The following is a 20,542-nucleotide window of genomic DNA, read 5'->3' as shown; positions in this document are numbered from 1 at the left end:
AAATGAAGAACGAGTTTTTGACACGGGACGAGTGTACGGCAATGCGTGGCATCGCCATCCTTGCCATCATGTTGCATAACTATTGCCATTTTATTGGGAAGATCGTCCAGGAGAACGAGTATCAGTTCTTCACTTCCCATAATGAGGGACTCTGGCAGGTCATCACACATCCTGACGAACTACTGCCCGTCCATCTGTTATCGTATTTCGGACATTACGGTGTACCTGTCTTCCTCTTCCTCAGTGGTTTCGGACTGGTGATGAAATATGAAGTCTCTCCCCAACCCTCTCCAAAAGGAGAGGGGGTGCAAACGTTATGGAGAGTGGGAGATTTCATACGTTACCATTATCTGAAATTGTTGCGGATGCTGATAGTGGGCTTCACCATCTTCATCATCGTGGATATGATGACACCCGGACGTTTCCAGTACCATTGGGATCATGTCATAGCACAGTTGCTGATGTACATCAATGTACTACCAGAGCCTGATAAGATTATCTGGCCAGGTATCTATTGGTTCTTCGGACTGATGATCGAACTGTATATCGTCTATCGACTGTTGCTTTATCGACAGAAAAACTGGGTGGTTATCGCTATGGTCATTGTTTGTTGGTTGTTACAGGTATGCTGCGATCCGGATGGAGACACCCTGAACCGGTTGCGTTATAACTTCATCGGAGGCATGTTACCTTTTGGAGCAGGAATCCTCGTAGGACGTTCTATAGACAAAATCCATTTCTCTATGTCACGTTGGCTTTGGGCTTGCGTGACGCTTTTGACATCACTCCTTGTCTTCGTGATGTGCTTCCATTTCCAGTCGTGGCTCTGGATACCCTTGTTGATTATCATAGGGACGATCGCTCTCGTGAAGACGATGCCCCAGCAACTACTGCGCCTCTGTGTCTGGTTCGGTAGTATCTCTGCCGCTATGTTTGTGGCACATCCCGTTGCCCGCAAAATCTTTATCACTGTAGCCTGGCGACAGGATATCTACGATGGACTGATACTATATGTCATCGCTACCATCGCCCTCTCATGGGCAGTGAAGAAAATAATAGACCAAATACCAAGTCCTAAACTATGAGTTTAAACGAGATTACATGGAAAGACCTGAGCCGCTATCGTGGAGAGCTGATGGGTGCCGCCATCCTCTTCATCGTACTCTTCCATGTGGAGCTGCCCCGCAATGATGCCTTCTTCGGTTTACGTCGCTGTGGGAATATCGGTGTCGACATGTTTTTGTTCCTCAGTGGTCTCGGACTCTGGTTCTCATGGGTAAAGACCCCCTCCTTCAAACAGTTCTATAAGCGTCGCCTGTTACGAATCTTTCCAGCGTGGCTCATCATGTCGTCCCTGTATTACATTCCTCGTTTCAACGGGCAGACAGGGAGCGTCATCGATCTGATAGGCGACATCACCATCAACTGGGATTTCTGGTTACACGACGAGTTGACATTCTGGTATATCCCAGCCATCATGATGCTCTATGTATGGGCACCACCTTATATGTGGCTGATACAGAAGAGTCCCTCATGGCGTTGGCTTCCGGTCTTGATGCTGGTATGGTGTATCTGTGTGCAGTGGGTCATCCCCATCCATCAGGCAGTAGGACATATTGAGATCTTCTGGAGTCGTATGCCGATCTTCTTCCTCGGTATCAACTGTGGGGAATGGGTGAGAACAGAGAAGAAGATGGAGAAAGGTGCGTGGGGGTTGCTCATACTGACCTTCCTGGCAACGGCAAGTGCGTGTATCTATCTGGAACAGGTGCGTCACGGACGCTTTCCGCTGTTTGCGGAGCGGATGATTTATATCCCGCTGACCATCTCCCTGCTGCTCCTCCTCGCCAAGCTTTTCCTGTACACTCCTATATGGTTGAACAGCATTTGTTCGTTTTTGGGGACGATCAGTCTGGAGCTTTACCTCATCCATCACCATTTCGTGATGGTGTATATCTCCCCCTATCATCTGGGCTACTGGCCCACCTTCCTATTGACACTGGCGGCAGCAGTACCCCTTGCGTGGCTGTTGCATCAACTCATCAAACGTGTGATGCCATGAAACGGATAGTAGCTTTTGACTTTGACGGGACACTGACCAGTCGGGACACCCTGCTGATGTTCATCCTTGACGCCAAGGGACTGGCTGCCTTCGTAGCAGGTTTCCTGTATCGCCTGCCCCTCATCGTGATGATGAAGCTGAGGCTTTATCCCAACTACCAGGCGAAGCAGAAGGTGTTCTCCTATTTCTTCAAGGGTATGACGTTGGAACGTTTCAATATGCTATGCCGGCGCTTTGCTGACACCCATCGTCATCTGTTGCGTCCTGAGGGGGTGAGGACGTTAGAGGAGGCGCAGGCTGCTGGTGCGGAGGTGGTGATTGTCAGTGCGTCCATCGACAACTGGGTACAACCTTTCTTCCCTGGTGTGAAAGTGATAGGGACACAGATAGAGGTGGAGAACGGACGACTGACGGGTCGTTTCCAGACGAAAAACTGCTACGGACAGGAGAAGGTGAACCGTATCATGGAGCAGTATCCGCATCGGGAGGACTATCATCTCACCGCCTATGGTGACAGCAAGGGCGACCGTGAGTTGCTTGCCTTCGCTGACGAGTGTCATTTTAAACCTTTCCGGCAATGAGACTGAGACGAGAGGAATGGATATTAGGACTGGTCGTCCTGTTGCTATTGGTCATCCTGAACGGGATGCTCATCATGAAGTATGACGCCCTGTTCTCAGTGGTCTGTGACGACTACGGAAAACTATTGTCCTACAACTACCACGTGTCAGGCTTTGACGCCACCACCTATTCCGTCCTGACGGAATGGGGGATGAAATATGACGTGCTGCGTCATCCACTGCTGCCTTATCTGATGGGACTGCCCTACGGACTGAACCAGTTGCTGATATCCCTGTTCGGTGTCAACGGCACCTTGTATATCGCTGCGGTGATCATCCTGTTCTTTGCCTTCTGTACCACCGTCATCCTCTACCGTATACTTCGGGAGCTGGTGGGTGTCAGCAAGTGGGACGCCGTCCTATTGGTGATGTTCTTCTTCAGCCTTGCCTATGTGTTGGTGACCTATATAGCCACCGATCATTTCGGTATCTCCTTGTTCTTGATACTATGGTCCCTCTATCTGGTGGGTAAGTCCTACCAGGAAGGACGGCTGTTGAGCACATGGAAATCTGCCTTGTTGCTGCTGGTCACTGCCGGGGTGACCTTGACGAATGGTGCGAAGGTATGTGCCGCGGAGCTGATAGCACGGGGCAGGGGCTTCTTCCGTTGGCGTTACCTGCTGGTGATAAGTGGCTGTTGGCTGTTCGTCATCGGCTTGGGAGTCTTGGAGGAGCGTATCTATGTCTATCCCAAGGAACAGGAGGCGCAGCGATATTTCCAGGAGCACAAGGCGGAGATGATACAGAAGGCACGGAGGGACCATGAGCGTTACAAGCATGCGCCATGGGTCATCCATAAAGGAAAACCGTTAGGCAAGGGCAGTCTGCTGAAATGGACAGACTACACCACTTCCCGATGGGAGACGTTGAAGGAGAATGTCTTCGGGGAGTCCCTGATATTACATGAGGAGTATGTGCTGGACGACGTACTGACAAGTTATCGTCCCGTATTATTGTCTTATCGTGCTGTCATCAATTATGTCATAGAGGGTTTGCTCGTCATCCTGCTACTTGCCGGCATCTGGTACGGAAGGCGTGAGCGCCTGTTATGGATGTGTCTGTTAGGTATCCTGCCCGATGCCCTGATGCATCTTGGCTTAGGCTTTGCCATTAACGAGATTTACATCATGTCGGCACACTGGGTGTATGTCTTCCCCATCGCTGTCGCCTGTCTGTTGGCTAAAAGCCAGAAGCGAGTGGCAGACACGCTGAGGGTGGTCATCATCCTGCTGACCGTTTATTTGTTTATCCATAACCTGGGACTGATTGTCGACTGGATGCAACAGCCCCCGGTATCAATAGCTTTCTGGTATGAGTAATATGTGGAGTATCTTCCGTATACAGAAGGAGGAGCGTTGGCTGGTCCTTGCCTTCGTCCTCGTCAGTGTTTTCCTGCATGCTTGCTGCATCTATTGTTTCAGTGACTCTTTCTTACAAGAGTCTATTGATAACGGTGGTGTCTTCTACAGTCATTTCCACATGTCAGGCTACGACCCTATCACCTATGCCGTCGTGACGCATTGGGACGTGACCTACCAGGTGTTCCGTCACCCCTTGCTCACCTGGATGGTCTATCCCTTGTTCCTGTTGAATAACGGACTCATTGCACTGACAGGCTATAACCTCGTACAGTTTCTCCTGGCAGCGCTCTTGTTGGTGTGCAATAGCTATTCAGTGGTCTTCCTGTATCGTATCTTCAAGGATATCATAGGTGTGAGACGGGATGACGCCATCCTCCTCACAGCCTTCTTCTATGGTTTTGCCCATATCATGGTGGCGAGTATTGTCGCCGATCATTTCACCCTATCGATGTTCCTGCTGTTGCTGACACTTTATATCGCAGGCAGATGGATGCGGGAAGGCAGGGAGATGACCATCCTGCAGACCCTCGTATTGTTTGTGGTCACAGCAGGTGTCACGTTGAGCAATGGTGTGAAAATGCTCATCGATGCCCTCTTTGTCAACGGCAAGCGTTTCTTCCGTCCGAAATACCTGCTATTGGCTGTCATCCTACCTGCCGCACTGCTGTGGCTGTTTGCCGTCTGGGAGAACCACACCTATATTGTCCCGAAGGAGAAGGCACAACGGATCGCACAACAGGAGAAGGCAAGGGTGGCAAGAGAACAAGCGTACCAGGAGTTTATGGACACCACCTCCATCATGAATCCCGAGGAGAAGCAACGAGTCTTCGAAAAGCAATACCAACAGCGGCTCCGTAAGGAGGCGAAGGCACGTTGGGAGAGTATGCACAAGGGGATGCCCATCCAGAGTAAGAATGTCTTTCTGCGATGGACGGATGTGACGAGCCCACGTTGGGACTCGATGGTGGAGAACCTGTTCGGGGAGTCGTTGATGCTACATCAGGACCATCTGCTGGAGGACACCATGGGGAGCCGTCCTATGATCGTGCGTTATCGCTGGTGGATATGCTATGCCGTGGAGGGCGTGATCGTCTTGTTATGGCTTACAGGCTTATGGCTGGGTCGTAAGAGTCGTTTCATGTGGATGGCGATGGCTGGTTTCGCCTTCGATATGATCATCCATCTGGTATTGGGCTTTGGACTGAACGAGGTGTATATCATGGCGTCCCACTGGGCTTTCGTACTGCCCGTCGGCATCGCTTTCTTACTCAAGTCTCCTCACCTCAGACATCTTACCTTTTACCTCTTACTTCTCCTCACCGTCTTCCTGTGGCTCTACAATGGTGTCCTGTTGGTGGGTTACCTGCTAGGATGAGCGTTTCCGCCATTTTTTATAGTAATGCACGAGGAAATAGCTGAGACGCGGGGGTAACAAGAGTGCCACCCGGTCGGCAAGGGGTATCGAACTGTCTAACTGTCTGCGCAGGGGACGATAGTACTCCTTGAGGACATGAAACTGTCTGTTGTCGATGAATTTCTCATAAATCTTGATTTGATGTCCTATGAAAGCGGAGCGATAGCGCTTCCACTGGGGCTGTAGCGTCTGTCGCAGCTCCTCGTCATAGATCCGTATCATGTGCAGGTCCTCTATCCTGTTGTTGGGGATATCCTCATAATGCAGGTAGGCAGGCTTGTCGATGAAATAGACCTTCGGTCCTTTCATGAGACATTTGATCTGCATGAGCGAGTCCTCACGCTCCACGATCTCCCTGGGAGCTCCCAGACACCCGTCAAGGAGTTCTTTTTTGAAGATGATACCCCACAGCACACAGAAGGAGTTCCTGGTGGCGAGCAGGTCACGGACGAGTGGCTCGCAGATGGTCCACTCCCGGAAACCAGAGTCATGGAGGACACCATATTGGTCGATATACGGACCGATGACCTCGTCGGCTCCAGACTGTGTGATGGCCCGATGCATCATGGACAGGGCACCGTCTGTCAACAGGTCGTCGGCATCCACGAACATGATATATCTCCCCTCAGCATGCCTCACCCCACAGCGTCGTGCGGCTGTCACACCACCATTGGGGGTGTGGAACACCTTCATGCGTGGCTCGTCGGCAGCCCATTTGTCACAGATCTTCCCGGAGGCGTCGGTACTGCCGTCGTCGACGGCGATCACCTCGAAGGAGGGGAATTTCTGTGAGAAGATGCTCGCCAGACATTTCTCGATATAGGCGGTCTTGTTATATACTGGTATAATGATTGATATCTCCATAGTCTTTCTATTGATAGTTGATGTGTCCGGTATTCTTCTTCACCCTGAAAACGAGGGCTTTCCAGACAGCCTTGAAATTACCGTAGCGCAGGTTGCGCAACAGCTCCTCGATGCTGCGTCCTATCTTCACCCAGGGGTGTCCCCATGCCATGATGCGGTAGACACGTTGTTTATATTCCACATTCTCGATGACATATTTCGGATGACGCAAAGGGAACTCCATCTCATAACTGGGCATCGTCAGCAACCGCTGCATGCGCCCGGGCAGTGTCTTCATCGCACTCTGGAAATGTGCCGACTCCTCTGACACGGCGGTGTTCTGTATCATATTACGGGTGGGTACGATGGTCAGTCCGGAGTGCAGCATGTTATAGGACCAATAGACGGTCTCGTAGATGGGGTCACCTGACTCCTTGTGCTTACGGAGCTTCTTGACCATCTCCTCCCTGTCACCATGTGCCTTGACGAGTGCCTCCAACTGACGCATGTCGAAATCACTGTCCACCACCTGATAACGGTCGTCCCACTGGTTGACGACCCTACCCCATGATGCCCATCCCCAGATGGAGAAGACGGAGGTGAACAGGTAGTCGTAGGGAGCGTCTGTCCGTTCCTCGTGGTTATAGCCTGCTATCATGGTGACACGCTCGTCGTGCTCATAGCGGTTGAGCATCTCCGTGCAGAAACGGATGAACGACACGGCAGGGGTGGAGTCGTCCTCGATGACGATACACTTGTCATGCAGGGAGAACGCCCATCGCTGCGCCTGGTAGTTGGAAGCCCACGCACCACTGTTCTCCGTATGGTAGTTACGCCGCACCTCACACTCCCAGTCGATCTCCTCGTCGGCGACAATCTGCTTGGCGGCTTCTATCTTCTGTGCCTCCACCTCGTTACGGGGTCCGTCCTGGTAAAGATACAGACGGGAGGGGCGTGCCTTCCTGATCGCCTCGAAGGTTCGCTTCAGCGTCTCTTGCCGGGTGAAGAATATCAACAGCACGGCGACATCATTTTCTGCAGGGTATCTCATCACACTTTATTTTTGCATTTTTGCATTTTTACATTTTATGAATTGTAGACAGTCGTCCATCATCTTCACCTTCAGCAACTTCATGACGATGGCATAGGCGAGGACGGCAATGGTGACACGCAGCAGGAGCAACAGCAGATGACTCGTGATACCCGTCGTAAGGAACCATATTCCTACCATGAGGGCGGCACTGATCAGGGCAAAGGGGACGGTGTCCTTGCAGACATCCCACAGACGCACGCCTATCAACTTATTGGCATATCCCTGCCATACGAACAGCCATACGATGTTCAGCAGGGTAAAGACTCCCACCACCACGAGGATTCCTTGCTGGTAGGTGAGGAAGATGAGGACCATCTGCAAGATGACCTGCGAGATATTCAACCACATGTTGATATCACTGCGCCCCTGACTGATGATCAGGTTCTTATAGAGGGAGTAGAAGGGCATGAAGGCTCCTCCAACACAAAGGATACGCAGGATGGGCACACATGCCTCCCACTTGGGACCGATGGTCGAGACAATGAACTCATGTGCCACCAAGGAGAGCCCGAACATAGCGGGGAAAGCGAGGAAGGCTGTGAAGCGCAGCATCTTACGGAATACTCGTGTCTCTTGCTCGTTGATATTGTGCTCATCACTTGCCGCTGACCGCTCGCCTCTCACCTCCACCAGTACCGGTTGCGCCACCTGCTCAATACTGCCACTGACCAACTGGTACGCCATTGTGTTCCATTTGAATGCCTGGAAGAAGTTACCGACCACCTGTGGGGTCCTCGCGAACAACTTTCCGAAGATAAAGGTCAGGATGTTGTTGTTGAGGGTGTTGATCACCATCGTGACAAGGATATTCATGGCAAACCTCCAGGTACGGCGTATCGGGGTGAAGTCTATCGACAACGAGGGTCTCCAGGGGACGAAGAAGAAACGTCCGATGACGAGTATCAGGGCGTTCACCACCTGCTGCCATGCCAGACTCCAGTAGGAGAACCCGTTGAAGGCGAGGGTGACGGCGACAATACCTGAGCACACCAGCGCACAACTGTTGACGATGGTGATCTCCCGATTCATCATGTGCTTCGTCATATAGGCGTTCGTCGAGATACCAAACGACGAGAGGAGGAAAGCGAGGAAGATAAAACGTGACAGGGATGTCAGACAGGGCTGCTCGAAGAACAGGGCGATCCAGGGGGCAATGGCGAATAACACCAGATAGAGACAGATGCTGGCAAGGATATTAAACCAGAACACGGCATTGTAGTCGTTGTCCGTCGGCTCCTTCATGTTCACGATGGCTGTGGAGAACCCACTCGACTGCAGGTTTCCTGCTATGGCGGAGAAGATGGCGATCATACCGATAGGCGCCCACTCCGCCGGGGCTATCATACGTCCCAGCAGAATGCCGATCACGACATTCAGCACCTGCGTCGCACCACTGTTCAGGACTCCCCAGAAGAGTCCCCGTGCCGTCCGTTCCTTCAGCGTCTCCATTGTCATCGCCTCATGCGCTCTATTTACGGGGCAAAGGTATGGACTATTTATCAATTCACCAAACTTTTGCATCGAAAAAATTTGCAAGTGGTCACGAAGGTCATGACCCATAACCCATAACCCTTACCCGTGAACCCTTAACCCTTCCCCCTTCTCTAGTATCTGTTAAGATGTATTCCAGTATCTCCCATAGGGGTATAACAGCCTTTAGTATCAGGCATACCAGCCTTTAGTACAAGTGATGGCAGATACTGCGACAAGGGATAGAAGGCATCGGAATCAAATTGCCCCATACTTTAGCGTGACAGTGACAGTTGTGACAGTAATTTTTGGGTTGGTTTTTAACAGTTTAACAGTTAACAGTTAGCGAAAATCAATCTCAAATCTCAAATCTCAGTTACTTGTTTTGAGATTGACCGAAGATGATTTTTCAGTTTTCAGCGTCTATATCAAATATCAAATATCAGTTTAGTGAAAGTAAACATGCAAAAACCGCATATTTTATGTATATATATTATTATATATATAATATATATATTATATATATAATAAATTTGATATCACATTTTTTTAATTTTAATAAACTGATATTTGATATTTTGATATAGCCCATTGTTAACTGAGATTTGAGATTTCCTAAGAACATTGACTTTCACTAACTGTCATCTGTCACAACTGTCACACTTTATCCCTGCCATTGGTTGAGTATTTTGTATAATACCAACTGTTAACTGTTAAACTGTTAAATCCCTATTTATATATCCTTCGCTCATCCTGTAAAGTACGACATAGAGGGAAATAGCCTCATCGTTATTAATTGATAACTCTTATTATATAAAAACTCCGCCCTAGACAGTCTGCTCTTTGTCTGGGGCGGAGATTTGTTTATTCCATTGGCTTAATCATTGACTCGATGAAGGCGAAAGAATCAGGTGCCAGTCCCTTGTCAGTCTTGTCAGTTCTTTTTAACCTACTCTTTTTGCATATTGAAAAATTTTATTTATCTTTGCAATATCTTATAACAATAACTTTAAATTTCGGCAATATTATGAAAAAGATTATGATGATGGCAGTAGCCGCCTTTATGGCTACAGTAAGTGCTAGCGCACAGTTTGAGAAAGGTACATGGTCATTGCAGCCATACGTTGGTGGTGTTATATCATCAGTTACAAACGCAGGTTCGTTTGACCTTGATGATGGTGTAGAACTGAAAAAGAAGATGAGAGTAGGTTGTATTATCGGTGGTGAGGCTGAATATCAGTTTGCTGAGAAATTCAGCGTTGCTGCAGGTGTGAACTACACTACTCAGGGCTGTGGATGGGAAGACATTGATTATTTTGATGGAGGAGCGAAAATCAAGATCAAAAACCAGAGCGATATTCTGGGCTACATCAAGATTCCTATTGTGGCAAACTACTACATCTTCAAGGGTTTTGCTGTTAAGGCAGGTGTTCAGTTCGGGTTCCTTGTTTCCTCTACATTCTATGCACATGGAGAAACTAATTATGACGTATTAGGAGATGGCGTTAATAGAAAGGTGGACCTTTACGGTACTATCGATATGAAAGACCAGTACAAGAAGTTTGATTTCTCTATTCCTGTAGGTGTTTCTTACCAGTTCAAGGTGCCTATTACTATAGACGCACGTTACCAGATTGGCCTCACTAAGGTGAACAAAGAAAGTTTTGTTGGCGTCAAGGACAGCAAGAACAGCGTATTCACACTGACAGTAGGTTACAAGTTCGCCCTCTAAGAAACACAGCACTCATGCTCACAGGGGGACACCCCTTGTGAGTATAATTAATCAAAAAATTTTTTCCAAATCCACAAAAATGTTACGGCACCAACTACACAGAATACTAAATTGGTGAGATAGCCTTTTCCCAAAAGTTCGATGTTCAACAGATGACTGATGAAAGTACCAACATAGCTGCCAACAATGCCGATGATAAGGTTCATGCAGCATCCTTTGCCCTCACCACTCATAATGCGGTTGGCTATATAACCTACCAAGATGCCTGTCAGTATTGGCCAAGCTGTAAAATCTGCAATGTGTTCTAACATATCAATTCATTTTCGTCATGTGATAACCCATCCGCTTCAACTGCATGGCTGCTCCAAAGAGATAGAGCTGGTGCAGGCAGGCAACGAAGCCGTTGAAGGCTTCTTTCGTGCCTGGTTCAAATCGCTGGTGCATCAGGGCATTATAAAGCCGTGAAGCACATTCGCCCACTACCTTCTCAAGAACGGTGAAATCCACACATTGCAACTGCAGTACTTCTTCGCGGATGTATTCGTCCATCGCGTCGTAACCTCGCTTGTCACGCATGTAGGCGTAGAGGTCTTCTATCTTCGAGTAAATATCCCATTCAGCATCCCAGAACTTGGCGACGGCCATGCCGATATACATCATCCAACCAAGGGAGGCTGATGGGAAGTCCTGAAACTCGCGGATGCCGTCTGGGATGTAAGCCTTGGCTATCTCCTCCCATTTTTCCTCCACATCAGGGCACTCCGGCATCCTATTATCCACCTCCTTCATGCTCAGTAGGAACTGATGCAGGTCTTTTCTCAATTGCTCTTCAAAATTCTCCATAATCATTATAGCATCTTTTCAAGTATCTCAACAGCCTTGGTGATGTCCTCCTGAAACCGCTTGTGGTCACGGAGAAAGTCAGCCCTACCACCACTGAAGGCATCATACAGTTCCTGGCTCATGTCATTGGCATAGTCGGAAATGGCCAACTCTATGTCATCCTTCTGCCAGTCAAGTGTGGAATGAACATAGATTCGCTGCTTCTGATGCAGAAAACTGTAGGCGGTCTCGATACTATCCTTTGTTATCATTTTGTTACTGTATCATATCCTATCGGGCGGAACTGTCGTTGCTTCTCGCTGTACACGAATCCGTGGCCGTATAGGTAATCCTTTATATCTTTTGTCTCCGTTCCGAAGTTATAGCACAGTGATTCCAGCGTGTCAAACTCCTCGTCTCTCAGGAGCATATTCACGCTCGAAACCAGTATCGCAGGATCTTTCGGCAGGTAGTCCATATCACAATTCTTATTAAATCGGAGGACAAAGGTACTCATTTTTACTTTATTATTCGTATCTTTGCATCCAACTTTACAAATAATTAAGATGGAATACAGAAAGATTGGTGATAACTACTATATCCGTATGGATCGAGGTGATGAGATTATAGGTAACCTCCTCTCAATATGCGAGAAAGAATCCATACCTTCAGCCGTTTTCTCTGGAATCGGCGGCTGTCAGAGTGCAGAGCTGCAGGTGTTCATCCCCGAAACTGGCAGTTTTGAGACTGAACAGTTAGAGGGGATGCTGGAATTGGTATCACTCAACGGCAATGTCGTAAGAAACGATGACGGCAAACTCTTCCATCATACTCATGCCTTGTTCTCATTCAAGAAGAACGGTCAGCATGGAATGGCGGGAGGACATCTGAAAGCCACAACCGTTCTCTACACTGCCGAAATTGAACTGCGTCCAACTGTCGGCGGTGCTATCGGTAGGAAGTTTGATCCTGAGACTGGTACTGGATTCTGGAACTTTTAAGGTTACATAAACAAAACGAGGAACCCATATTGAGATTCCTCATAGAATTAATTATTTACTGAATCTTTCTCCCACAAAACCATTATCGACTTCGCCTGCCATCAGGTCGAAATGCTGATTGATGGGAGGTGTTGGTGATAGATCGAAGTAGTCAAGTTCTGCAATGGGCAGACAGAAGTATTCCAACTGGTCGTAGCTCTTGTAGAGACGTGAGAGAACGTCATTGTGATCGAATATCCAACGCTTTGTGTCATCATCTACATAAAAGTTCACCATACCTGAACAGCGGACAGACACGTTATCTGCGTATGCCAGTATCTCCACGTTGGGATTCTCCTGCAATTCCTGCCATACGGCTTTCTTGGCTGATGTTGCGAAGTAGAGCATATTGCCCTCCTGACGCATAATCTGGAAGATGCGCATTTTAGGAAGATTGCCCTGACACGTGGCCAAGGCAATCTCGCAGTGTTCGCTCAGAAAATGTAGTGCTTTGTTGAGCATATCTTTAGGATTTACCACTTCAGTTCTTCCTGTAGTATCACACCATCCTCCATTGGACTGTCAGCCTCTGTAAAAGCATTAGCTTTGTACTGGATGCACATCATTGTCAGGTTCTCGCTGCCTGTGTTCTTCAGCGCACGCTTGCCAGCAGAATCTACGCGGACAATACTGCCCTCGCTGACAGGAATCTGCTCACCATCCACCTGATACATACCCTCACCCTTCAAAATGATGTAAAGCTCCTCGTGGGTCTTATGGGTATGCAGGAAACCGCTGTCCTGACCAGGAACGAGCGTCTGGAACGACAGATCACTACCTGTTGCGCCTACGGCCTGACCAGCAAACACCTTACCATGAAGCGTGAAGTCCGGGCCAAGAGGAAGCTCATAGTCCATCAGGTCGCTGAACTTACCAACGTTAATCACTTTGTAATTCTTACCACTCTTTGTTGTCTCAATCTGTTTCATAATTCTTATACGTTTAAAATGTTATTATTTCGTTTTGACGGTGCAAAGGTACGGCGAATTTTTCATTCCCACAAGAAGGCACTTTTTGGTGGGATAGTTACCAAAAAGTAGGAATTGGGATGTTATCGCAGTTCCGCAAAATGCACTTTAACTCAGATTAACATAGTATAATGCCGTTAGTTAGTAACTTTTTGCTACCTTTGTCGAAAATTCTATAATTATGGCAGATATAAAAGCAGAGTATCTGGCTTGTCCGATACGCAATGTAGTGAGTCGCTTTGGCGACAAGTGGTCAATGTTGGTGCTCTATCAGCTCCACGTCAGCGAGACTGGCATCCTCCGTTTTAATGAGATGCGTCGCCTGATGACAGACTGTTCCCAGAAGATGCTTTCGCAGACGCTGAAGAATCTGGAGCAGAGTCACCTTGTTCATCGTGAGGTCTATCCAGAGGTTCCTCCCCGCGTAGAGTATTCCCTGACTGATACAGGCCGTTCACTCATGCCGGTGCTTACGGATCTAATAGCCTGGGGACAGCAGCATTTCAAGGATGTTGTGACAGATTAATGTAAGAATCTGATATGGTACAGCAAATAGAAATAACCCTGCAGCCGAAACGTCGTGGCTTCCACTTGGTGACGAGCGAGATAGTGAGCCAGTTGCCGAAGCTGCCGAAGACGGGCATCGTGAACATCTTCACGAAGCACACCAGTTGCGGACTGAGCATCAACGAGAACTGTGATCCTGATGTGCGTGTAGATATGGAGACTATCTTTAATAGATTGGTTCCTGAAATGACGAACGAGAGAGAGGAGAGTGATGCTTGCATCAACTCTTCCGAGCGAGGAGGAATTCGACAAAGTCAAAACCGTCCTGAGTATGAACATACGTTGGAAGGTGCCGACGACATGCCTGCACACGCTAAATCGACATTAAGCGGTGTCAGCATTACCATCCCCATCACCGATGGTCGTCTGAATCTCGGCACTTGGCAAGGCATCTACTTTTGTGAGTACAGAAATTATGGCGGCCCAAGAGACTTGGTTGTAACAATTATTGGAGAATAATAATCCGATAAAACAAAAGAAGGTAATTATATGGTTAACTACGGACTTAATGATAAAGTAGCTCTGATTACAGGAGCAAATAACCCACAGGGGATAGGGGCAACAATAGCATTTGCTTTTGCTCGTGAAGGGGCAAAAGTTGTGTTGATATACAAGAGGATCTACAGGCAGTTCGACCAATCGAAGACTGACAAGAACGGCACGGACAGATATTTCGAGGCAAACTCAGGCAATGCTGATCGTGTTGAGAGCAGGCTAAAGCAAATGAATGCCGACTATATGATTCTGGAAAGCGACATTTCCTATGAAGCTGCCGTAAAGGAAATCTATTCGAAAGTCCTTGAACGATACGGAAGGGTCGATATTCTGGTCAACAATGCTGCCGATGGTGACATGGACGGCATCGACACCATCGAGAAAATTACTCAGAATGTGATTGATAACACATTTGCGGTCAATGTCCGCGGAAGCATCCTGATGACAAGGGAGATGATTACCCATCGCGGTGATTATGGACGCATCATCAATATTTCAACCGATGCATCACAGGTTTTTGCCGGGCAGATAGCTTACGGAGCAAGTAAGGCTACTATTGAAGCACTTACCCGCAGCATAGCCTTGGAGGTGGCAAAGTACGGCATTACCGTCAATTGTGTTGCACCAGGTCCGACTCAGACGGGTTGGATTGACACCGATTTGGAACAGTCTGTTCTTCCAGTCATTCCTATGGGTAAACTGATTCAGCCGGAAGATATTGCAGAAACAATTCTGTTTCTGGCAAGTGAGCAGGCGAGAATGCTAACGGGTCAAGTCATTAAAGTATCTGGTGGACATGCCTTATGAATCTTCCGAGATTCATAATCTTGAAAGGCTACGGGTAGGCGAGCCCTGCTCGAGAATTGATTTGTTCATTATTATCTTCGAAATTGTTTTCATAGTGTCCTCCCAGATGCACGTTTTAAGTAAAAAAGTATCTTACTTCAGACTTCTGATTTCAGACATCGTTTATGTCAAGTGTCAATCCCTTGGAATCTCTATGTCGATTGTTTTCCATCCATGTCATTTCGTCTAGCCATCCATTCTTCTTTGCCGACTTCCATGCCGAATACGATCCCTTTGCAAAGGCTGTTCTTGAAGTGTATTTATGTCCTTCTTCCATAACTCTTGCTTTATCATTCCACCAACCATCAGGCTTCTTTTTTTCAACTATCCAAGGCATCTCTTGAAATATTGATTTGTCTTCACAGGCATGACGATATGCCGTTGGACTTTTCTCTGCGAATTCTGTTTTTGAAGTGTATTTCCTAGATTCGTCAATAATCTTTTCATGTGTCCAAACTGAGACTGGTCCTAATGGCAATGGCATTAGCCACGGCATCTGTTTTAGCCATCCATTTTGCATAGCTTTTTGAAATGCCGTATTGGCATTGGCTTCAAAATCTTTTTTGTTAGTGTATTTGTGGCTTTCTTCAAATACTCTTTCGCGAGTCCAATAATTACTAGGTTTACGTCTCTCTTTAATCCATGTCATTTCTTCTAGCCAACCATTATTCATTGCAACTTCGTATGCACGAGGTGAGCCATTACAAAAATCGCCCTTATACTGATACTTATGACTTTCTTCAAACACTTTTTCTCGTGTCCACTTGATTTTTGGTAATGGTTTTTCTAACCAAGTCATTTCGTCTAACCATCCATTAGATAAAGCATGATTATAAGCTCCTCCAGATTTCATCTTGAATTCGCTTCTACTCTGATATTTATGAGATTCTTCAAATACAGCTTCTTTAGATGTCCATTTAGGAATACCGCCTATTGACCCTGTCCCTAGACCAGTTGGGGCAACATTAAGTATTTTATATCCTTTACAAATATACTTTTGTTTAAAGTAATCTTCCCAATAGGTGCTTTCATCTATAGTAAGTTGCGTTTTTAAAATCAGAGGTTCAGGAATGTTTTTTCCAAAATACTTTTTGACAGCACTATTTTTTTGATATTTGTGGGATCTCTTTCTGTTTTGTATATCTACAGCAAGGCCTACATATACCACCTTATTCTGCTCGTCAACATATGCATAAACTTCAGAGTCATGGTTCTCACGTCTTTCATCATACGTAGGGCTTTTCATCCAGGTCATCTTCTCTAACAACCCATATTGACTAGCCCATTTATATGCTACAGGTTCATGCTTACTGAATTCATTCTTGTTAGTATATTGATGTGCAACATCCCATACTCTATTTTCAGTCCAATAGCCATCTTCATGTTTGTTCTCTCTCAGCCCTAGCTCTTTTAGCCAATTATTATCTCTAGCTTGTTTATAAGCATACTCATTGGTTTTTCTCAGATCAGTTACTGTAATACAGCAGTGTTCTTTGATTATAGCAGCGACATACTTTTTTGTATATTTGTGTTCTTTGTATGGTCCACGTTTCTTCTTTCTTCCATTGTTGAACCAATCCATGGATTTTATCAAACCTGTACGGCAAGCTTTGGCATAAGCTGATGGGGACAGTTTCTTAAACTCTCCTTTAGTATGGTACTTCTTGCCTTCTTCTATCAGTTTTTCTAAAGACCAGTAACCTACTGGATGTATAACTTTCGTACTCATTCCATTAATATAAAAAGAATCATTAAAAAGACAAATCAGAATATTACACTTTCTTTATAATGTAGAAATCGCAACTAGAGATATATGCCCTTTTAACTTTTTCAAACATTAACTTTTTATAAGTCTCTTAATTGTGATTATTTATTAACCGATTAACGACAATTACCAATCATCATCCTTCTTTTCTTTAGCCGAAAAGGATGGGTAATTCTTATTAAGGTACAATAAGATACTTCCGACTGTTGTTATTAGGTTGAGGTTACAGTTTATATATGCTTGCGCATAGGTGCTTTGGTTTGATGAATCTGTATATGGATAAACATCTCTTGGCAATGTCAGGGCTGTCTTGGCACCAGAAACGCCTCCTTGTGCCAAAACGTAATGTCTGACAGTGGCTGTTATTCTTATTCTATCAGCTTTCACCTCGACACGGACATATGAGATAGCATTAATAAAGACAGCCTTAAAGGCACCAGTGACTTGCCCAACGTTCAGAAAATAACCAGTGTAATCTGCCGTACTATCTGTTTCGCTGATGGTAGACTTCTCATAGTTTTTATAATTCGTCTTTGCCCATCGTTTAACAGTTTCCATGAGTTGCGCTCTATTTAAAGTATCTTTAGCATGAAAAACATACTGATATTGAATTTCTCCATCGTCATTCATGTGGTTTAATTTCATCAGCATTTGACAACGCTTCTTATTGCTGCCTTTGGTTGTCTTGTTGTACTCCTGAATATCAGCTTTGTACTCAGGACAAGTAAAGAATCCATCTACTTGGGCGTTCACATAAACCCAACTTATTGCTAATAGCATTATTGACAATAGACGCTTCATAATAACATGTTTAATTATAATTGTAACTGGATTAATATAGATTCCATTAACTTCTTATTGAATAAATCCTCCACACCAACATTTAATATTTTAGAAATCTTTGCGAGGATTACGATGTCTGGCTGAGAAGATTTAGTGCACCATTTGGAAACTGTATTCTCCGACGTACCAATCTTCACCCAATCCTCGCGAAAGCAGGGTTGGTTAGTATGTAAACGTTGCCAGGTTCTTTGTTACTCATTGCGTTATTGGTTATTTTGAATACAAAGATACAAATAAGAAATGATAGTTGCAAGTTTTTCAAAAGAAATTACGCAAAAACACCCCCTCACCTCCGTCAACATGCGCTGAAAGCCGATGAACAAAGGGATTTAGAGGGAGGAGGTGTTTGGTCAACACCTCCGAACACCTCCGTCATTTCAATTGTAGGGTTTCAGTTAGGGCTACACCATCTTGCACCTATGGCTGAACGACCTTGCACCTATGGCTGAACGACCTTGCAGCTGTAGGTGCAAGAATGTAAGAAGGCTACTTACTCCTCGAAAGTGTCGTTAGAATACCTTGAAACAAAGGAACGCAGGGACAGGTACCTGTTTCACTCCCGCAATTCAATGTTTAATCTTTTAATGTGACGAGGGAACACTAGGGACAGGTACCATTGTCACTTAAAACAAATCTTCTATCCGCATACGGAAGAAGTCTTCGAAGGGAATGCCATCGGTACCAATGACAAGGGCTCGCTTAGGATGAAAGTTAGCACAGAACTTGGGTAAACCACTATTCATCCCACGACGCCCACTCTTTACCTCTAATGCAATGGTTTCTCCCTGACGGACAATGACAAAGTCAACTTCATCAGATCGCTCTCGCCAATAATAGACTTTGTAACCTTCCTCTTCGGCTTCTCCAAGCAGATAGGCTCCAACGGCAGACTCGACCCAACGTCCCCATATCTGCGGATCTATGCGGTCTTTTTCGTAGGATGTGCCTTTATAAGCAGTAAGCAAAGCATTGTTATATACCTGATATTTCGGTACAGATTGATAGCGACGTGCCTCGTCATTGGCATATTTTTGAAGTCCTGCTAAAAGATTGCTCTGATTGAGAATTTCCAGATAGGATGACAATGTGGTTACATTGCCTGCATCCTGAAGTTGTCCTAATGCCTTGGTGAGAGAGAGTAACTCTGCTGAGTAGGAACAACCCAACTCAAAAAGTTGTTTCATAAGTGCCGGCCTATATATATTAGACGTCAGTATGACGTCCTTTTCAACAGCAGGAGCCACCAGCGACTCTTTGATATATTTTCGCCATCGGCGCATTTCCTTTATAAGTCCTGCACTGCCAGGATATCCTCCATAATAAATCCACTCATCGAGATTCCATCCGAAAGCATCACCCATCTCTTGTAATGTCCAATGTCCTAATCGTATCAATTCAAAACGACCAGCCAATGATTCTGTCAGTCCTTTGCGAAGCATCAGACGTGATGAACCTAGAAGGAAGAGCTTAAGTGGACGATGATTGTGCGTGTCAGCATCCCACTCTCGTTTTACGATTTCACTCCATCGCTTGATCTTATGAATCTCATCAATGACAAGTACTGCATCTTTCTGTTTTTTAGTATCCATCTGAATACGGACACTTTCCCATATCCGACGAATCCAGTCTGTATCATTTTCGTCAATTCCGTCTGCATTATATAAATAATGTGGCAAATGACATTCTGCCAACACTTGGTCTATTAGCGTCGACTTACCTACCTGACGAGGACCTGCCAAAACCTGGATGAATTTACGTGGCTCATTCATCCGTTCAAGCACCTCTGAATATTGGGGTCTTCTGTATTTCATATACTCAAATCTTGCTTACGAAATGTTCAAATCTTGCTTACGAAATGTTCAAATCTTGCTTACGAAATGTTCAAATCTTGAGTGCAAAGATAAAGATTATTTCTGAAAGGTGCAAGTCTTTCAATGGATTTTTTTAAGATATATGGTTCCACATAGTTGCAGAATATGTCATAGGACGGGTAAGTGACATATGAATCCTCATGATCTGTGCTCACAGGGGGATCCCTTTGTGAGCAGAGCAAGAATCGTCCCGATTTTAATTTATGAGGTCATCTAAAACGACAAATGCAGAAACGTCTAAACTTGTTGATAATGAGCGATTTGCATCGCTGTTTTAATAAAAAAGTGATTTTAGTGATTGTATTTTCTGTAAATCTATATATTACTAAATTAATTATCCCCATAATTATTTTTGCTATATATATAATTCGTGTATTATAGAATCACTTAAATCACTCGATGTGGTTCAAACGCCGATAAATAAAGGCTTCAAACGAGGTGATTTAAGCCTCCAAACGAATTAATTAAAGGCTTTAAATAAAGAAGAAATACGGTGAAGAAAAAATCCTCAAAGATGTCAAGGGACAGGTGGGCGACATATACGAAAAAAAGATCTCAATTCTAATTTTTTTGCATTAAGTATTTGTTTCTTCTCTTTCTTTTTCGTATTTTTGCATCATAAAGGATGTAAGTTTTACCGACTTGTCAGAAAAGATCAGACCAACTTTGAGGAAGCTCGATCGTACATCTTGCTATTATTACACGCATCCTCGCCTCATGAAACTCTTGC

Annotated in this window: 23 protein-coding genes; 10 read left to right on the top strand and 13 right to left on the bottom strand. The window is 45.7% G+C overall.

Annotated features, from left to right (window positions below):
- Positions 1-2: 2 nt before the first annotated feature.
- From BM257_RS13325 to BM257_RS13305, 5 genes are read left to right on the top strand one after another with little or no spacing between them, the layout of a single operon-like run.
- The gene (locus BM257_RS13325; RefSeq protein WP_092073693.1) at positions 3-1,085 is read left to right on the top strand and encodes an acyltransferase family protein; all 1,083 of its coding nucleotides are present in this window, start codon (positions 3-5) and stop codon (positions 1,083-1,085) included.
- Positions 1,082-2,062: an acyltransferase family protein gene (locus tag BM257_RS13320; protein WP_092073691.1), complete on the top strand. Its 981-nt coding sequence runs from the start codon at positions 1,082-1,084 to the stop codon at positions 2,060-2,062. The genes BM257_RS13325 and BM257_RS13320 overlap by 4 nt, the downstream gene beginning before the upstream one ends.
- Positions 2,059-2,643 (top strand): HAD family hydrolase, encoded by a 585-nt coding sequence (locus BM257_RS13315; RefSeq protein ID WP_092073689.1) that lies wholly within the window; start codon positions 2,059-2,061, stop codon positions 2,641-2,643. The genes BM257_RS13320 and BM257_RS13315 overlap by 4 nt, the downstream gene beginning before the upstream one ends.
- Positions 2,640-4,001: a DUF6080 domain-containing protein gene (locus BM257_RS13310; protein WP_092073687.1), complete on the top strand. Its 1,362-nt coding sequence runs from the start codon at positions 2,640-2,642 to the stop codon at positions 3,999-4,001. The genes BM257_RS13315 and BM257_RS13310 overlap by 4 nt, the downstream gene beginning before the upstream one ends.
- Entirely contained in the window at positions 3,994-5,418 is a 1,425-nt protein-coding gene (locus tag BM257_RS13305; protein WP_092073685.1) for a DUF6080 domain-containing protein, read from the top strand. The genes BM257_RS13310 and BM257_RS13305 overlap by 8 nt, the downstream gene beginning before the upstream one ends.
- Here the strand turns inward: BM257_RS13305 and BM257_RS13300 are convergent.
- From BM257_RS13300 to BM257_RS13290, 3 genes are read right to left on the bottom strand one after another with little or no spacing between them, the layout of a single operon-like run.
- Positions 5,410-6,321, bottom strand: coding sequence for a glycosyltransferase family 2 protein (locus BM257_RS13300; RefSeq protein WP_092073683.1), 912 nt, complete (start codon positions 6,319-6,321; stop codon positions 5,410-5,412). The genes BM257_RS13305 and BM257_RS13300 overlap by 9 nt on opposite strands.
- A gap of 7 nt (positions 6,322-6,328) precedes the next feature.
- Positions 6,329-7,351 carry a hemolysin activation protein gene (locus tag BM257_RS13295; RefSeq protein ID WP_092073681.1) on the bottom strand — a complete coding sequence of 341 codons (1,023 nt, stop codon included), beginning with the start codon at positions 7,349-7,351 and terminating at the stop codon, positions 6,329-6,331.
- Positions 7,352-7,357: 6 nt separating this feature from the next.
- A complete protein-coding gene (locus BM257_RS13290) occupies positions 7,358-8,848 on the bottom strand; it encodes a lipopolysaccharide biosynthesis protein (RefSeq protein WP_092073679.1) in 1,491 nt (496 codons plus the stop codon).
- Between the two features lie 1,042 nt (positions 8,849-9,890).
- Between BM257_RS13290 and BM257_RS13285 the strand changes: the two genes are divergently transcribed.
- Positions 9,891-10,595 (top strand): porin family protein, encoded by a 705-nt coding sequence (locus BM257_RS13285; RefSeq protein ID WP_177216129.1) that lies wholly within the window; start codon positions 9,891-9,893, stop codon positions 10,593-10,595.
- 47 nt (positions 10,596-10,642) lie between these two features.
- On the opposite strand, the gene BM257_RS13280 is transcribed toward BM257_RS13285, so the two are convergent.
- From BM257_RS13280 to BM257_RS13265, 4 genes are read right to left on the bottom strand one after another with little or no spacing between them, the layout of a single operon-like run.
- Entirely contained in the window at positions 10,643-10,906 is a 264-nt protein-coding gene (locus tag BM257_RS13280) for a GlsB/YeaQ/YmgE family stress response membrane protein (protein WP_092073675.1), read from the bottom strand.
- A 1-nt stretch (position 10,907) separates the two neighbouring features.
- Positions 10,908-11,438 carry a hypothetical protein gene (locus BM257_RS13275; RefSeq protein WP_092073762.1) on the bottom strand — a complete coding sequence of 177 codons (531 nt, stop codon included), beginning with the start codon at positions 11,436-11,438 and terminating at the stop codon, positions 10,908-10,910.
- A gap of 5 nt (positions 11,439-11,443) precedes the next feature.
- Positions 11,444-11,689 carry a hypothetical protein gene (locus BM257_RS13270; RefSeq protein ID WP_092073673.1) on the bottom strand — a complete coding sequence of 82 codons (246 nt, stop codon included), beginning with the start codon at positions 11,687-11,689 and terminating at the stop codon, positions 11,444-11,446.
- Positions 11,686-11,895 (bottom strand): DUF4250 domain-containing protein, encoded by a 210-nt coding sequence (locus BM257_RS13265; protein WP_092073671.1) that lies wholly within the window; start codon positions 11,893-11,895, stop codon positions 11,686-11,688. The genes BM257_RS13270 and BM257_RS13265 overlap by 4 nt, the downstream gene beginning before the upstream one ends.
- A gap of 88 nt (positions 11,896-11,983) precedes the next feature.
- Here BM257_RS13265 and BM257_RS13260 point away from each other — a divergent pair, with 88 nt between their 5' ends.
- On the top strand, positions 11,984-12,418 hold the full coding sequence (locus BM257_RS13260; protein ID WP_092073669.1) for a PPC domain-containing DNA-binding protein: 435 nt from the start codon (positions 11,984-11,986) through the stop codon (positions 12,416-12,418).
- A gap of 51 nt (positions 12,419-12,469) precedes the next feature.
- Here BM257_RS13260 and BM257_RS13255 read toward each other — a convergent pair whose 3' ends face one another.
- Both BM257_RS13255 and BM257_RS13250 read right to left on the bottom strand, forming a co-directional pair.
- Positions 12,470-12,919 carry a pyridoxamine 5'-phosphate oxidase family protein gene (locus tag BM257_RS13255; RefSeq protein WP_092073760.1) on the bottom strand — a complete coding sequence of 150 codons (450 nt, stop codon included), beginning with the start codon at positions 12,917-12,919 and terminating at the stop codon, positions 12,470-12,472.
- A gap of 11 nt (positions 12,920-12,930) precedes the next feature.
- Positions 12,931-13,386: a cupin domain-containing protein gene (locus BM257_RS13250; protein WP_092073667.1), complete on the bottom strand. Its 456-nt coding sequence runs from the start codon at positions 13,384-13,386 to the stop codon at positions 12,931-12,933.
- A 220-nt stretch (positions 13,387-13,606) separates the two neighbouring features.
- Between BM257_RS13250 and BM257_RS13245 the strand changes: the two genes are divergently transcribed.
- The 3 genes from BM257_RS13245 to BM257_RS13235 are packed head-to-tail and all read left to right on the top strand — an operon-like array spanning position 13,607 to position 15,294.
- Positions 13,607-13,951, top strand: coding sequence for a winged helix-turn-helix transcriptional regulator (locus BM257_RS13245; RefSeq protein WP_092073665.1), 345 nt, complete (start codon positions 13,607-13,609; stop codon positions 13,949-13,951).
- 14 nt (positions 13,952-13,965) lie between these two features.
- Positions 13,966-14,451: a YjbQ family protein gene (locus BM257_RS13240; RefSeq protein ID WP_092073663.1), complete on the top strand. Its 486-nt coding sequence runs from the start codon at positions 13,966-13,968 to the stop codon at positions 14,449-14,451.
- 30 nt (positions 14,452-14,481) lie between these two features.
- Positions 14,482-15,294 (top strand): SDR family NAD(P)-dependent oxidoreductase, encoded by an 813-nt coding sequence (locus BM257_RS13235; RefSeq protein WP_092073661.1) that lies wholly within the window; start codon positions 14,482-14,484, stop codon positions 15,292-15,294.
- 151 nt (positions 15,295-15,445) lie between these two features.
- On the opposite strand, the gene BM257_RS13230 is transcribed toward BM257_RS13235, so the two are convergent.
- From BM257_RS13230 to BM257_RS13215, 4 genes are all read right to left on the bottom strand, one after another.
- Complete coding sequence (locus tag BM257_RS13230; protein WP_092073659.1) at positions 15,446-17,062, bottom strand: GIY-YIG nuclease family protein; 1,617 nt, start codon at positions 17,060-17,062, stop codon at positions 15,446-15,448.
- Between the two features lie 162 nt (positions 17,063-17,224).
- Entirely contained in the window at positions 17,225-17,899 is a 675-nt protein-coding gene (locus BM257_RS13225) for a hypothetical protein (RefSeq protein ID WP_143096868.1), read from the bottom strand.
- A gap of 14 nt (positions 17,900-17,913) precedes the next feature.
- A complete protein-coding gene (locus BM257_RS13220; protein WP_092073655.1) occupies positions 17,914-18,078 on the bottom strand; it encodes a helix-turn-helix domain-containing protein in 165 nt (54 codons plus the stop codon).
- 486 nt (positions 18,079-18,564) lie between these two features.
- The gene (locus BM257_RS13215) at positions 18,565-19,752 is read right to left on the bottom strand and encodes an ATP-binding protein (RefSeq protein ID WP_092073653.1); all 1,188 of its coding nucleotides are present in this window, start codon (positions 19,750-19,752) and stop codon (positions 18,565-18,567) included.
- Between the last annotated feature and the right edge of the window lie 790 nt (positions 19,753-20,542).

Source organism: Prevotella sp. tf2-5, assembly GCF_900115435.1.
Classification (GTDB): domain Bacteria; phylum Bacteroidota; class Bacteroidia; order Bacteroidales; family Bacteroidaceae; genus Prevotella.
This window is presented reverse-complemented; position numbering and strand designations above follow the sequence as displayed.

Excerpts from the sequence above, each read along its gene's own strand:
- BM257_RS13310 (WP_092073687.1), top strand. The coding sequence starts at position 2,640 with ATGAGACTGAGACGAGAGGAATGGATATTAGGACTGGTCGTCCTGTTG.
- BM257_RS13260 (WP_092073669.1), top strand. The coding sequence starts at position 11,984 with ATGGAATACAGAAAGATTGGTGATAACTACTATATCCGTATGGATCGA.
- BM257_RS13250 (WP_092073667.1), bottom strand. The coding sequence starts at position 13,386 with ATGAAACAGATTGAGACAACAAAGAGTGGTAAGAATTACAAAGTGATT.
- BM257_RS13215 (WP_092073653.1), bottom strand. The coding sequence starts at position 19,752 with ATGAAATACAGAAGACCCCAATATTCAGAGGTGCTTGAACGGATGAAT.
- BM257_RS13280 (WP_092073675.1), bottom strand. The coding sequence starts at position 10,906 with ATGTTAGAACACATTGCAGATTTTACAGCTTGGCCAATACTGACAGGC.
- BM257_RS13235 (WP_092073661.1), top strand. The coding sequence starts at position 14,482 with ATGGTTAACTACGGACTTAATGATAAAGTAGCTCTGATTACAGGAGCA.
- BM257_RS13240 (WP_092073663.1), top strand. The coding sequence starts at position 13,966 with ATGGTACAGCAAATAGAAATAACCCTGCAGCCGAAACGTCGTGGCTTC.
- BM257_RS13255 (WP_092073760.1), bottom strand. The coding sequence starts at position 12,919 with ATGCTCAACAAAGCACTACATTTTCTGAGCGAACACTGCGAGATTGCC.
- BM257_RS13230 (WP_092073659.1), bottom strand. The coding sequence starts at position 17,062 with ATGAGTACGAAAGTTATACATCCAGTAGGTTACTGGTCTTTAGAAAAA.
- BM257_RS13315 (WP_092073689.1), top strand. The coding sequence starts at position 2,059 with ATGAAACGGATAGTAGCTTTTGACTTTGACGGGACACTGACCAGTCGG.
- BM257_RS13325 (WP_092073693.1), top strand. The coding sequence starts at position 3 with ATGAAGAACGAGTTTTTGACACGGGACGAGTGTACGGCAATGCGTGGC.
- BM257_RS13275 (WP_092073762.1), bottom strand. The coding sequence starts at position 11,438 with ATGGAGAATTTTGAAGAGCAATTGAGAAAAGACCTGCATCAGTTCCTA.
- BM257_RS13245 (WP_092073665.1), top strand. The coding sequence starts at position 13,607 with ATGGCAGATATAAAAGCAGAGTATCTGGCTTGTCCGATACGCAATGTA.
- BM257_RS13285 (WP_177216129.1), top strand. The coding sequence starts at position 9,891 with ATGAAAAAGATTATGATGATGGCAGTAGCCGCCTTTATGGCTACAGTA.
- BM257_RS13290 (WP_092073679.1), bottom strand. The coding sequence starts at position 8,848 with ATGACAATGGAGACGCTGAAGGAACGGACGGCACGGGGACTCTTCTGG.
- BM257_RS13270 (WP_092073673.1), bottom strand. The coding sequence starts at position 11,689 with ATGATAACAAAGGATAGTATCGAGACCGCCTACAGTTTTCTGCATCAG.
- BM257_RS13305 (WP_092073685.1), top strand. The coding sequence starts at position 3,994 with ATGAGTAATATGTGGAGTATCTTCCGTATACAGAAGGAGGAGCGTTGG.
- BM257_RS13225 (WP_143096868.1), bottom strand. The coding sequence starts at position 17,899 with ATGAAGCGTCTATTGTCAATAATGCTATTAGCAATAAGTTGGGTTTAT.
- BM257_RS13300 (WP_092073683.1), bottom strand. The coding sequence starts at position 6,321 with ATGGAGATATCAATCATTATACCAGTATATAACAAGACCGCCTATATC.
- BM257_RS13265 (WP_092073671.1), bottom strand. The coding sequence starts at position 11,895 with ATGGACTACCTGCCGAAAGATCCTGCGATACTGGTTTCGAGCGTGAAT.
- BM257_RS13320 (WP_092073691.1), top strand. The coding sequence starts at position 1,082 with ATGAGTTTAAACGAGATTACATGGAAAGACCTGAGCCGCTATCGTGGA.
- BM257_RS13295 (WP_092073681.1), bottom strand. The coding sequence starts at position 7,351 with ATGAGATACCCTGCAGAAAATGATGTCGCCGTGCTGTTGATATTCTTC.